Below are 13,242 nucleotides of genomic sequence, written 5' to 3' on the forward strand. Positions count from 1 at the left end.
TTTGCGGCACCAGCCCGCTCCCCCTCCCGGCCACCCATTTCAGGATACGCTGTGGGTGGCCGGGAGTGGGAGCGGGCTGGTGCCGTCTTGAAACTCGCTCTTTCGCGAGTTTCCAAACAGACTCTAAACTCAGCCCAGCCAGCCGCCGGTGAACCCGGCTGCGGTCAATCCCTTGCGGATCACGGCCGATTTGCGCATCCGGCTCCACACGAAATCATTCCGGTAATTCGCCGCCTGGATCAGGATCGGCCCCTGATCGATCCCGATATAATCAGTGCCGAGCCAGCCATGTGCGCCGTTGATCTTGCCGACCTCAAGCCGTTTGTCGGCGAAAGTGAAGCTCGGGTTGATCGCATCCAGAAACCCGTATTTGCCGTAAAGCCCCGGCCATTTCCGCAGGCCCTCGGCGGCGGGAATCACGATTTCCGGCGCGAACGGCAATGATCCAAGCGCCGCAGTCGGCGAAATCGTGCCGTCGTCACGCTCGTCCGGCTGACCCAATGGGCCACGCGCGGAATAGCCGTAAAAGGTCCGCGTCTCTCCCTTGAACGGCAGCTGGTAATTGCCCGGCCCGTCACATGCGGTCAGGCCCCACACATCCTTTGAATAGCCGGTCCAGCCCATCGGGTTGGCGACGCAATAGGCGCGGTTGGCCCAGGTCGCGCGGCGACTATTCTCGAAATAGTCGAACCCGGCTTCGCGCATCGGCGCATCCGTGATGCCGCGAAAATCGATCCAGATATGACTGTACTGGTGGCCGAACAACGGCGCGAAGGCGAGATGGCGGGTCTCGCCCGTACCCCGCCAGAATTTGGGATAAGGCGCGGTCCACGCCGCCCAGCTGTTCGCCGGAACGGCATGCTTCGGCGCGGCAAGCGCGAGGATATAAACGAACATCCCCTCATTATACCCGTCCCAGTTCCGCTCGATCAGCCCGCGCTCGGGGTGCCAGCCCATCGAGATTTGCGGTCGCCCGTCGCTGCGGAAGAAATTCCAGTCGGCGCGGGCATAGATATCCACGGCGAGCTTTCGGATTTCCGCTTCGACAGCGTTGTCGGCGTCGAAATATTCGCCCGCGAACAGGATCCCCATGAACAGGATCGTGGTGTCGACGCTCGACAGCTCGACCTGCTTGAAACGCAGCCCATCCTTCATGTCGATGAAGTGATAGAAGAATCCCTTGTGCCCCGCCCTGCCGGTCGGCTCCGGCCCCTGCGGCGCGTTCCAGAAAAAGCGCAATGTCGTCCGCGTCAGCTCAGCCGCTTCGGCGCGGCCGCACCAGCCGCGCTCGACGCCGATCGGATAGCAGGTCAGCGCATAACCGACTGCCGCGATCGAGCAGAAAGCGGGCGTGGGCCAGCGATCCGGAACCAGCCCGTTTTCGCGGTTTGCCAGCTCCCAGAAATAGTTGAACGTCCGCCGCTCAAGGTCGGGATACCAGTCGGGCAGCACGGGTGTTGCGGGCGCGGCCGATGCGGCCAGCAGCGGGCGCGTGCAGCCCGAGGCCATCGCCCCGGCGGCGAGCGTGGGGGCGGCGAGCAAGGAGCGGCGGCGGATACTCGGGAACATGGGAAATCCTCTCTCGGTCTTATGGTTCAGCGCGGTGCGGTCGTTCCCCGCACCACCAGTTCGGTCTCGTGACGCTCGGCGCGCCCGTCCGTGGCTCCCCCCTCCAGCATTTCGATCAACCGCTCGATCGCACGCGCGCCCATCTCGGCGATCCGCACGCGCATCGTTGTCAGCCCCAGATATCGCGCGAGCGGCACGTCATCGAACCCCGCCACCGCGATGCCACCCGGTACATCGACGCCCGCCATGCGCAGCGCCTGCAGACAGCCCAAAGCCATCATGTCGTTCGCCGCGAACACCGCGTCGCACGGGATGTCGTTTGCGACGATCGACCGCGCCGCCGCCTCGCCCGCCTCTTCCGAAAAGTCGCCGCTCAGGATCAACGGCTCGATGTCGGGCGCATGCCGCGCAAGGGCGATGCGAAAACCCTCGGCCCGCTCGCGCGCATCGACATTGCCCTCGGGCCCGGCGACATGGACGATCCGTCGATGGCCATTTGCCACCAGATGCGCGATCATCGCGTCCATTGCCGCCAGATTGTCGAGCCGGATCGTCGGACGGTCGTCAATCTCTTCCGGCCCGTTGATGAACAGCGACGGCAGCGTCGCGGGTAGCGCCGCGCGCAGCATTGTCGCACTCAGATGCGGGGCCATCACGATCAGCCCGTCGACGCGCCCGCGCATCGCCCGCAACGCATTCGCCGCCTGCTCGCTTTCGTCATGAATGTTGGACAACAGCAGCACATAGCCACGCTTGCTCGCCTCGCGGTCCATGCCGCGCACGAACTCCGAAAAGAATTCGCCGTGCAGGTCGGGGAGCACGACGCCGACCGCATGCGCACGCGCCAGACTCAGGCTGCGTGCCCCGGCGTGCGGCACATAACCCAGCTCTGCCGCAGCGGCGATAACGCGGTCCCGCGTCTCCTGCCGGACATTGCCCAGGCCGTTCAGCGCGCGCGATACCGATGCGATCGACACCTGCGCCCGGCGCGCCACATCGCGGATCGTCGCCTCGGCCATAGGTCCTCTCTCGTCGCCTGCAGAAAACTTCGTTCTCTACACGGTCATTGGCGATTGCAAACTTGCTCTCAGGGCGTCATGTAACCGGTTACGGTTTGCCGCGACAACCCCAAAAGCGGGGCGGGCCAGCCTTCGCATTCCCCCGTGCCGCCGTTCGGCACGATGCGTTTCAGGAGAGGAAGACATGCTCGACACCCGGATTTCCCGCCGCGCCGCCCTGATGGGCGCGGGTGCGGTCGCCGCCTGGCTGCGCAGCCCGGCGCGCGCGCTGATGTTCCAGGCGGGGCAGGTCGAGGTGCCCGCGTTTATCGAGGCGCTGCTCGCCAAGATGACGCTGGCCGAGAAAGCCGGCCAGCTCAGCCTGATGGCATCGGCTTGGGGCGGCGGCACCGCCATCTCGATCAATCCCGCCAGCGGTTCCACCTCCAACTTCGAGCAACAGGTGGAAGAGGTCCGCAAGGGCCAGATCACCGGCGTATTCAACGGCAATGGCGCGCGTATGTGCCGCATCATGCAGACCGCCGCGGTCAAGGATTCTCGGCTGAAAATCCCGCTGATCTTCGCCGCCGACATCATCCACGGCCACCGCACGATCTTTCCGGTGCCGGTCGGTGAAGCCGCCAGTTTCGAGCCCGATCTCGCCGAACGCACCGCCGCTGCCGCTTCGTTCGAGGCTGCCGCGTGCGGCATCGACTGGACCTTCGCGCCGATGGTCGACATTTCGCGCGACCAGCGCTGGGGCCGGACGATGGAGGGCGCGGGTGAGGACGTGCATCTGGGCAACCTCTTCGCCGCCGCCCGCGTGAAGGGCTTTCAGGGCGCGAACCTGAAGGCGATCGACACGATGATGGCCTGCGCCAAGCATTTCGCCGCCTATGGCGCGGCGGAGGCGGGGCTGGACTACAACACCGTCGACGTGTCCGAACGGACGCTGCGCGAAGTCTATTTCCCGCCCTTCCAGTCCGCGTTCGATGCGGGTGCGCTGTCGGCAATGGCGTCGTTCAACGAGATTTCGGGCGTGCCGTCGAACGGCAATGAATGGCTGATGCGCACGGTGTTGCGCGACGAGTGGAAATATCAGGGCTTTGTCGTCTCCGATTACACCGGCGACATGGAGATGATCGACCATGGCTTTGCAGCGGACGCGCGCGAAGCGACCAAGATCGCGTTCCTTGCCGGCGTGGACATGAGCATGACCAGCGGCTTCTACCGCGATCACCTGCCCGATCTGGTCGAAAAGGGCGAAGTGCCGATGGCGCGGCTCGACGAATCGGTGCGCAAGGTGCTGGCGATCAAGGCCAAGCTCGGCCTGTTCGAGAACCCCTTCCGCCGCATCGACGAAAAGCGCGAAGTGGCGCGCAGCCGCAACAAGGCGACGCTGGCGCTGTCACGCGAGATGGCGAAAAAGTCGATCGTTCTGCTCAAGAACGAGGCCGATATCCTGCCGTTGCGCAAGGGTGGTCAGAAGATCGCGATCATCGGTCCGTTCGCGGCGGGTCAGCATGATTTGAATGGCCCGTGGTGTGTCTATGGCGACAATGCGCAGGCGATCGATTTGGCCACCGGCATCCGCAACGCACTGGGCAAGGATGCCGACATCACCGTGGTCGAAGGCTCCGAGGTCGAAGCCCCGCTCGTCGGTGGCATCGACGCCGCCGTCGCGGCTGCCCGCAATGCCGACATCGTCCTGCTCGCGATCGGTGAGGCGGAGAATATGTCGGGCGAGGCACAGTCACGCACCAGCATCACCGTGCCCCCTCCGCAACAGGCGCTGGCCGAAGCGGTCGCGGCGGTCGGCAAGCCGGTGATCGTGATCCTCAAAAACGGTCGCGCGCTGGCGCTGGAGGGTGCGGTCAAGAATGCCCCCGCCATCCTCGTCAGTTGGTTCCTTGGGTCGGAAAGCGGTAATGCCATCGCCGACGTGCTGTTCGGCGATTACAGCCCCTCGGGCCGCCTGCCGATGAGCTTCCCGCGCGAGCCGGGGCAACAGCCTTATCATTACGCGCACAAGCCGACCGGTCGTCCGAACCCCAGCGACGAAAAGCTGGAACCGTACAAGACGCATTACCGCTCGATCCCGAACTCGGCGCTCTATCCGTTTGGCCATGGGCTTACATACGGCAAGATCGAGTATAGCGACCTGACGCCGGACAAGGGCGTGCTGACGGCGGACGGCGAGATCGCGTTCACTGCGCGCATCACCAATCGCGGTACGCGCGCGGCGGAGGAAGTGGTCCAGCTGTATATTCGTGACCGCGCCGCCAGCGTCACCCGCCCGGTGCGGGAGCTGAAGGCGTTCCGCAAACTCCGTCTCGCCCCCGGCGCGTCGGAAACGGTGCGCTTCGTCCTCACCCGCCGCAACCTCACCTTCATCGGCCGCGACCTGAAACCGACGGTCGAACCCGGCCTGTTCGACGTGTGGATCGCCCCCTCGGCGCAGGCGCAGGGGGTCCGCTCCACCTTCACGTTGACTGTGTAATTCCTGATCGCTTCCCGGCCAGCCCGGGGTCCGGCACCAGCCCGCTCCCTCCACCCCGGGGCTGGTGCCGGACGAGGGGCGTGTCGATATTCTGCCCAGACGGGGCTGCAAAGCGCGATTTTCTGTGCTCCGGTGCTCACGTGCCTTAAGCACGCTGCGCTCCGTTGCTCGAAAATCACCCTTTTCGTCGCCGCCTGAGCAGAATGTCGACACGCCCCGCCGACTTTAGCGTCGTAGGCTCTTCACGATCCGCTCATGCGCCCCGCGCCCCAGCGGGTTCAGCGCCATCAGCGCGCACGACAGCATCAGGAACCCCAGCGGCACCAGCGCAATCGTCAGGCGCATCGCCGACAGCGTCGCCCCGCTCTGTGCGACATTGGCGACATAACCCGCCGCGTCGAACCCGAAGCCCAATATCGCCGTCGCAATGCCGATCGCCACGCGCTGTAACAGCGCCGCCATCCCGAACGTCGCGCCTTCGACGCGTAGCCCCGTTGCCTGCTCGCCATATTCGATCGTGTTGGGCAGCATCGCCCAGAACACGAAGTTCAGCCCGACGATCATCGCCTGCATTGCCATCAGATAGCTTTGCATCACGCCCGCGCGATGCACGTCGAACGCCGCGAACAGCGCAAGGCCGCTCATCGCCCCCGCCGCCGCCAGAAACCACAGCGCGCGTGCGCCCAACCGTCGTTGCAGGAACATCCACACGGGCACCGCCATCACGCTGACCACGCTCATCGACGCCAGCGCGAGCTGTCCGCCACCCTCGTCGCCCAGGAAGTATTTGAAGTAATAGAGTACCGATTTGTTGAGCACCGTCACCGCGACGATCATCGCCATCATCGCCAGATTCAGCGTCACAAACGCCCGGTTCGCGGCGATCGCGCGGAGTGCCGTCAGCACCAGCACCGGTTCGCGCCGCTCCGGGACGTCGGCCTCACGATAACTCAAGCCGACCCACGCCAGGATCAGTGCGCCCACAATGGCGAAAAGCAACGCGGCACCCAGATAGGCGTCGGCTGCCGCGCCCGCGCCTAGCAACATGCCCCCCACGGGCACCGTTCCCAATGCCACCACCACCGCAGCCAGCGTTCCCGACAGCATCCGCATCCCAGCCACGAACGCGCGGTCGCCGCTGTCCGCGCTCACCCGCGCGCTCATCGCCAGATAAGGCACGTTGACAAAGGCATAGGCGGTGCGGAACGCGATATGCCCGGCGAACACGCCCGCCATCCCCCACCAGCCCGGTGCGAGCGGCGGCAGATAGGCCAGCACGAACCCCAGCCCCAGCGGCACGCCGCCAATCGCCAGCAACCGCCCCAGCCCGTGGCGCGGCTCGCGCCGGTCGGCCAGCACGCCCGCCGCGAAATTGGCGATCCCGTCCCATACTGATGCGATGAGGAAGATCGTCGCCGCGATCCCCACCGGCAAATCGAGCGCCTCGGTGTAATAGAATAGCAGGAAGAGCATCGCGCTCTGCCAATACAGGTTGAAAGCAAAGTCCCCGAAAGCGAACAGGGTCAGCCGCGCGCGGGAGGGGCGCAGGACGGCGGTCACCGTGCGGACAGCGTCACGTTGGTGGCCTTGCGAGTATCGGACAGGATGAAGGTCAGCGTTTCGGCTGCTTCATCGTCGATCGCGGCCTGCACTTTCCGACCGATCCGGACGGTTCTCGCATTCGTCTGCCCATGCACCGTCACGGTGATCTCGCGCCACCACGGCTTGAACTTGCCCTCGCGCGCGCCGATCTCGACCGTGAAACCGTCCGCCGTCTCCGCGCACCGAAACGCCTGTCGCAGATACGCGCCCCGTTCGATCGCCTGCGCCTTGCCGTCATCGAAGTAAATCGCGCCGCTGCAGTCCGGCCCCGGATAGACCGAAAGCGCCAGCGCGCCCTTCGGCGTCTCGCTCAGGCTCTGCACCAGAGGCTGACGCGGCAGGATCGCGCCCGCCCGCACGAACACCGGCAACCGGTCGATGCGCGGCGTCTCGCGCACGCTGTCCGCCTTGTCGCCCGGCTTCGCCGCCACCTTGCGGCCGCTCCAGTAATCATACCAGCCACCCTTGGGCAGGCACACGTCATAGGCTTGCGGCGATTCGGGCTGCGGCGATGCCGCGATCATCACGTCGCGGCCCAGCGTGAACGCCATCGGCGAGTCGCATCCCGACGCGGCGTAATCGTAGAAAATCGGGCGCACGATCGGATCGCCGGTCCGCGCCTGTTGCTCCGCCACGGCATAGAGATAGGGGAACAGCCGATAGCGTTCCTCGATCGCCTTGCGCCTGAGCGCCAGATGCTCCGGACCATCCACCCACGGTTCGCTGCGCGGCGTGTTGACGGCAGCGTGGACGCGCATCACCGGCGTAAACGCGCCGATCTGGGTCCAGCGCGTCAGCAGATCGGGGCTGGGGCCGCCGGTGAAGCCGCCGATATCGGCGGCGCTGTAGGAGAATCCCGACAGGCCGAGATTGACCAGCTGCTGCACCGACAGCTTCAGATGGTCCCAGGTCGCATTATTGTCCCCGGTCCAGGTCACCGCATAACGCTGCCCCCCGGCATAGCTTGCCCGCGTCATCACAAACGGGCGCGCGGTGGGATCGAGCTTCCGCAACCCCTCGAACGTCGCCCGACTGTTCTGCATGCCATAGACATTATGCACCTCGGCATGGGTGGCGGTGCGGGGCGCGAACCCGTCGCCGTCGATGCGATGGATATTGTCGAGCGGCATGGTCTTGCTGGGCGTCTCGAAGATCGCCGGTTCGTTCATGTCGTTCCAGTGGCCCGCAATACCCGCCGTTACCAACCCCTTGTACAGCCCGCCCCACCAGTCGCGCGACGCCGCGCGGGTAAAATCCGGGAATACCGACGGGCCGGGCCAGACCGGTGCGACATAGGTCTTGCCGTCACCCGTTTTCAGGAAATGGTCGCCCGCAACGCCGCTGTCATAGGGCGCATAACTCTCACCCGGCGCGTGCGCGATATGCAGGTCGGTGATCGCCACCAGCCCGATGCCATCGGCCTTCAGGTCGCGTGCCAGCCTCGGCAGATCGGGAAAGGTCTTGGCGTTCGTCGTGAACGGCCGGTTGCGATCCTGAAAGTCGATGTCCAGCCAGATCACATCGGTCGGAATGCGCTCCTTGCGCAGTCGCGCCGCCAGTTCGCGGACCTCGGCATCGGACATATAGCTGTAGCGCGATTGCTGAAACCCCAGCCCCCATGGCGCGATCAGCGGGGCCTTTCCGGTCAGTTCGTGATAGCGGCGCACGACGTCGGCGGTGCTGGGTCCGGTGATCAGATAATAGTCCGCCGCGCCGCCCGGCGCGCCGATCGCCAGTGCGCCGTCGCTGCGATGCCCGAAATCGAACCAGCTGCGCGTGGTGTTGTCGAGGAACAGGCCATAGCTCCCCCCCGTGCCACCGGTCGCCACATAAAAGGGAATCGATTTATAGGTCGGGTCGGTCTCGCGCCCATAGCCGAACGTGTCGGTGTTCCAGTGGACATAGCTCGCCCCGCGCCGGTCGAACGGCCCGGTCTTGTCGCCGAGGCCGAAATAGCGCTCACCGACCGGCATCGCCTTGGTCAGGCCAAAGCTGCCGTCGGCCGACATCGCGGGCGCAGCGGCGTCGGTGACGATGATTTTCCCGGCCTTGTCCCGCACCGTCACGGCCAGCGTCACCGGGTCGACCGATACGCTGACCGCATCGGTGGCAAACCCGTCCGGCCTCGACAGCACCATTACCGCCTTTGCGCGAATGTCCGCTTCCACCGCCCAACTGGCGTCCTCGGGCCATTTGCCATCCCGAACCAGCCGCACGCGCAGGGTCTTGGGGGTAAGCGCCGTCACTCGCACCGAAACCTCGCCCCGCGTCACCTCGACGCCATTGTCCAGCGCCCGCATTTGCGCCGCCGCGGGCATCGCAAGCGCAACGACTGACAAGGTTGTCAGCAACAGTTTCATGGCATCTCTCTCCGTCACGCAGACTTTTACAATTATTCGGCGGCGATCAACGATTCCGCGCCGCCCAGATCGACCGACACCAGCCGGCTGACCCCGCGCTCGACCATCGTCACGCCAAACAGCCGGTGCATGCGGCTCATCGTCGCGGCGTTGTGCGTGACGATCAGATAGCGGGTCGCGGTTTCGCGCGTCATCGCGTCGAGCAGGTCACAGAAGCGCTCGATATTGGCATCGTCGAGCGGCGCATCGACTTCGTCGAGCACGCAGATCGGCGCGGGATTGGTCAGGAACAGTGCAAAGATCAGCGCGACCGCCGTCAACGCCTGTTCGCCACCCGACAACAGGGTGAGCGATTGCAGCTTTTTGCCCGGTGGCTGTGCCAATATCTCAAGTCCCGCCTCCAGCGGATCGTCCGAATCGATCAGCGCGAGATGCGCCTGACCGCCGTCGAACAGTGTCGTGAACAGCCGCCGGAAATGCTGGTCGACCGCCTCAAACGCCGCGAGCAGCCGTTGCCGCCCTTCGCGGTTCAGCGTGCCGATGCTGCCGCGCAGGCGGTGGACGGCGTGCATCAGGTCGTCGCGTTCGCGCGCATTGTTCGCGGCAGCGGTGGTCAGTTCCTCCAGCTCGGTCTCGGCGACCAGATTGACCGGACCGATCCGTTCGCGCTCGGCGTTCAGCCGTTCATGCGCGGCGGATTCGTCTTGCGGCCCGCGCACGGTGTCGGACTGGAAGCCGACCCGCTCGGGGAGCACCGGTGGCGGGCATTCGAAACGCTCACCCGACAGCCGCCCCATCTCGATCCGGCGCGCTTCGTGATTTTCCGCGCGTGCGACTGCGCCTGCGCGCGCCTCGCGCGCTTCGGACAATGCCTCACCCGCTATACGCACGTCGCTCTCGGTCGTGCGTAGCGCCGCCTCGGCTTCGCGTTCCGCCGCCTGCGCGGTAGCACTGTTCGCGCGCGCCGTTTCACTCGTCACCTCCGCCTCAGCCACGGCGCGCTTCAGTTCGGCGGGCTTAACCGCCAGAATCGCCCACGTCTCGACCAGTTCGGCGGCGCGTACATCCATCTCGGCGATGCGTCGCGCCGCCTCGCCCGCGCGCGACGTCCAGCCCTTGCTCTCCGCCCGCACCGCCGCCAGCCGCTCGCGCGCCGCCGCCAGATCGCGTTCCAGCGACCCGCGCTCGGCCCGCGCACTTGCCACAGCGGTGCGGCGCAATTCGGCCTCGCGGGTCAGCGCCGTGACCTTCGCGCGCGTCTCGCTGCCATCGGGCAGGGCGACGCGGGTCGCATCCGCGCGGGCGACTTCGGCCCCAGCCTCGTCCTGTTCGGCAGCGACGCGCGCGCGACGCCCTTCCAGATCGGCACGCTGTGCGTCGAGCCGTTCCAACGCGCCCGCCGCGCGATCTTCCGCCCGCGCCGCCTCGCGCCCACTGGTGTCGGCATGGTCGAGCAGACGGCGGCAATCGGCAGCGTTGCGCCGCGCTTCAGCGATATCGCCTTCGATCCGCGTCAGTTCGGCATCGGCGGCATCGACCGCGCGAACGGCGGCGGGCCGCGCCTTCTCCAGCGCGTGCAGCCGGTTAACGCTTTCCAGCCGCGCCGCCGCCGCCGCGCCGCCGGAGCGCGCGACATAGCCGTCCCAGCGCCGCATGACGCCGCCCAGCGTCACCAGCCTTTGTCCGACCGCGAGCGGCTGCCCGTCGTCGCTTTCCGCGACCAGCACCTGCGCCAGCCGCCGTGCCAGCGCCGTCGGTGCCTCGACATGGCGCGTCAGTGGCGTGGTGTTCGCTGCCGCCCCGGGATCGCCGGGCAGCGCCGCCGCGCCCGCCCAATGCCGTTCGCCGGTCGGATCGAGCCCCGCCTCCAGATCGTCGCCCAGCGCCGCCGCCAGCGCGCGCTCGTAACCGGGCGACACCTTCAGCCGGTCGAGCAGCCGGTCCTTGCCGCTCGGGCGCGTCGCCTTGGCCAACGCCGCCGCCTCACTGTCGATCTGCGCCAGTTCGGCATGCGTTTCGGCGCGCTTGGATTGCGCCCGCGTGCGCGCGTCGATCGCGCCGCGCTCGGTCGCATCGGCGCGGGCAAGGCCGGTGCGTGCGGTTTCGGCCTGTTGCTCGGCCTTCACCTTCGCTTCTCCCGCCTGCCGCTTGGCCGCAATCAACGGTGCGGAGTCGCTGAGGGCACGAATCTCGCTGGCGATCCGCGCGGCGTCGCGTTCGCTGCGTTCGACACGGGCTCTCGCCGCCGTAAACGCAGCCTCTGCAACACGCGCATCCGCAACTTCACTTGCCTGAGCGGAAAGCGAATGCGCCAACGCTACTTCCGCGTCGCGCGATTCGCTTTCCGCGCGCGCAAGGGTGGAATCGAGCGACGGCATCCGCGATTCGGCATGCGCGATTCGATGTTCCAGCGCCGCCGCTTCGTCACCCAACCGCGCCAATGCATCGGCGGCATCGTGCGCCAGAGCACCTTCGCGCCCCTTGTCCGCCTCCAGCCGCGCCGCGGCGTCGGCCAGATCGGAGATGCGTCGTTCCACGGTCGCCGCCTCGCTGCGCAGCGCCGCCAGTCGGTGCAGCGCCTCACTCGCGCGGTCGCGCACCGCGAGCCCATCGGCACGAACCCCGGCCAGCGTTTCCGCCACCGTCCGCTGAGCGGTCAGCGCGGCCTCCTGCGCGACGGTCCGTTCGGCCACCAAAGCCTCGGCGCCCGCCGCCTCCTTCTTGGCGGCATCCGACGCGGCGGCAGCATCGCGCCAGCGGGCGAAGATCATCCGCGCTTCGGCCACCCGGATTCGGTCGGACAATTCACGATAGCGTTCGGCCTGTCGTGCCTGCCGCTTCAGCGCGGCGGCGCGCGCCTCCTGATCGCCGATCACCTCGTCCAGCCGGGTCAGGTTCGCCTCGGTCGCGCGCAGCCGTTGTTCCGCGTCCTTGCGGCGGACGTGCAGCCCGGAAATCCCGGCAGCCTCCTCGAGCATCTGCCGCCGCTCGCCGGGCTTGGCCATGATGATCGTGCCGATCCGTCCTTGGCTGACGAGGGCAGGGGAGTGCGCGCCGGTGGCGGAGTCGGCGAACAACAGGCCGACGTCCTTCGCGCGCACATCGCGCCCGTTAATGCGATAGGCGGAACCAGCGCCGCGCTCGATCCGGCGGACGACCTCAATCTCGCCGTCATCCTCGCCGCCCGTCTGTTCGGCAAGGATCGAGACTTCGGCGAAGTCGCGTTGCGGGCGGGTGGCGGTGCCGGCGAAGATCACGTCTTCCATGCCCGCACCGCGCATCGATTTCGCGCTGTTCTCGCCCATCGTCCAGCGCAGCGCTTCGAGCAGATTGGACTTGCCGCAGCCGTTCGGCCCGACAATGCCCGTCAGTCCGGGTTCGATCCGCAAATCGGCGGGATCGACGAAACTCTTGAACCCCGTGAGGCGGAGCCGCTTGATCTGCATGTCAGCGGTTCCGCCCCGTCATTCGGGTCAGGCCCCGGCGGTCTTTAGCGCGGCTTCGACCTGTGGCCAGGTACCGGTATTCTCGAGCACCTTGCCGTTCAGGATGAAGGTGGGCGTGCCGGGGATGCTGTACTGCTTGGCGGCATCCTCGTTGCTCTTGACTAGGGCTGCCGTCTCGGCCGGATCGGCGAGGCACTGGCGCGCCTGCGCCTCGGGCACGCCGCGCTGCTGCACGAAATCGAGATAGCCCATCTTCTCGGCCAGCGCGACGACGCGCTGCTGCGGTGCCATCGCCTCCAGCTGCTGGACGAACGGGTCGCCCTGACCCGGTGCCTTGCTCAGCAGGTCGCGCTGCTGCTCGAACATCTGATCGAGGATTGCGAAATAAGGACCGGGGCCGCCGCAACGGCCGAGCAGCGACGCGCCCAGATCGATCGGATTGAGCAGGAAATCGCGGAACTCGAAACTGACCTTGCCGGTGGCGATATAGGCTTTTAACGGCTCCATGCCGGAGACGGCAAAGGCGGCGCAATGGCCACAGGTGCGCGAACCATATTCGATCAGCTTGATCGCGGCATCGGGGTTGCCCATGCGAAAGCCGCCCTCGGCGGTCTTTTCGACCTTGTCGACCCAAGCGGCGCCCGCGGGGGCGGACGCACCGGGGACGGGGGCTGCGGTCGGTCCCGTAGCAATGGTGTTGTCGCTCCCGCCGCCGCCACAGCCAGCCAGAACCAGCGCGGATGCCAGGCCAATCGCTATACGCATGT

General features: G+C 66.7%; 7 protein-coding genes. 1 reads left to right on the forward strand and 6 read right to left on the reverse strand.

The features are described 5' to 3' along the window. Positions 1-129 precede the first annotated feature (129 nt). Both U1702_RS12720 and U1702_RS12725 read right to left on the reverse strand, forming a co-directional pair. Positions 130-1,569 (reverse strand): glucoamylase family protein, encoded by a 1,440-nt coding sequence (locus U1702_RS12720; RefSeq protein ID WP_332725180.1) that lies wholly within the window; start codon positions 1,567-1,569, stop codon positions 130-132. A gap of 26 nt (positions 1,570-1,595) precedes the next feature. Beyond that, on the reverse strand, positions 1,596-2,588 hold the full coding sequence (locus U1702_RS12725; RefSeq protein ID WP_332725182.1) for a LacI family DNA-binding transcriptional regulator: 993 nt from the start codon (positions 2,586-2,588) through the stop codon (positions 1,596-1,598). Positions 2,589-2,772: 184 nt separating this feature from the next. Between U1702_RS12725 and U1702_RS12730 the strand changes: the two genes are divergently transcribed. Continuing rightward, on the forward strand, positions 2,773-5,067 hold the full coding sequence (locus tag U1702_RS12730; protein ID WP_332725185.1) for a glycoside hydrolase family 3 N-terminal domain-containing protein: 2,295 nt from the start codon (positions 2,773-2,775) through the stop codon (positions 5,065-5,067). A gap of 225 nt (positions 5,068-5,292) precedes the next feature. Here U1702_RS12730 and U1702_RS12735 read toward each other — a convergent pair whose 3' ends face one another. The 4 genes from U1702_RS12735 to U1702_RS12750 are packed head-to-tail and all read right to left on the reverse strand — an operon-like array spanning position 5,293 to position 13,240. Then, complete coding sequence (locus U1702_RS12735) at positions 5,293-6,627, reverse strand: MFS transporter (RefSeq protein ID WP_332725186.1); 1,335 nt, start codon at positions 6,625-6,627, stop codon at positions 5,293-5,295. Beyond that, positions 6,624-9,029 (reverse strand): glycoside hydrolase family 31 protein, encoded by a 2,406-nt coding sequence (locus U1702_RS12740; RefSeq protein ID WP_332725188.1) that lies wholly within the window; start codon positions 9,027-9,029, stop codon positions 6,624-6,626. Before U1702_RS12740 ends, U1702_RS12735 begins: the two co-directional genes overlap by 4 nt. 32 nt (positions 9,030-9,061) lie before the next feature. Continuing rightward, a complete protein-coding gene (gene smc, locus U1702_RS12745; protein ID WP_332725190.1) occupies positions 9,062-12,475 on the reverse strand; it encodes a chromosome segregation protein SMC in 3,414 nt (1,137 codons plus the stop codon). A 27-nt stretch (positions 12,476-12,502) separates the two neighbouring features. Continuing rightward, a complete protein-coding gene (locus U1702_RS12750) occupies positions 12,503-13,240 on the reverse strand; it encodes a thioredoxin domain-containing protein (protein WP_332725192.1) in 738 nt (245 codons plus the stop codon). Positions 13,241-13,242: the final 2 nt, after the last annotated feature.

The sequence above is a fragment of the Sphingomonas sp. LT1P40 genome, from assembly GCF_036663835.1.
Lineage (GTDB): Bacteria > Pseudomonadota > Alphaproteobacteria > Sphingomonadales > Sphingomonadaceae > Sphingomonas.

Excerpts from the sequence above, each read along its gene's own strand:
- U1702_RS12720 (WP_332725180.1), bottom strand. The coding sequence starts at position 1,569 with ATGTTCCCGAGTATCCGCCGCCGCTCCTTGCTCGCCGCCCCCACGCTC.
- U1702_RS12725 (WP_332725182.1), bottom strand. The coding sequence starts at position 2,588 with ATGGCCGAGGCGACGATCCGCGATGTGGCGCGCCGGGCGCAGGTGTCG.
- U1702_RS12730 (WP_332725185.1), top strand. The coding sequence starts at position 2,773 with ATGCTCGACACCCGGATTTCCCGCCGCGCCGCCCTGATGGGCGCGGGT.
- U1702_RS12740 (WP_332725188.1), bottom strand. The coding sequence starts at position 9,029 with ATGAAACTGTTGCTGACAACCTTGTCAGTCGTTGCGCTTGCGATGCCC.
- smc (WP_332725190.1), bottom strand. The coding sequence starts at position 12,475 with ATGCAGATCAAGCGGCTCCGCCTCACGGGGTTCAAGAGTTTCGTCGAT.
- U1702_RS12750 (WP_332725192.1), bottom strand. The coding sequence starts at position 13,240 with ATGCGTATAGCGATTGGCCTGGCATCCGCGCTGGTTCTGGCTGGCTGT.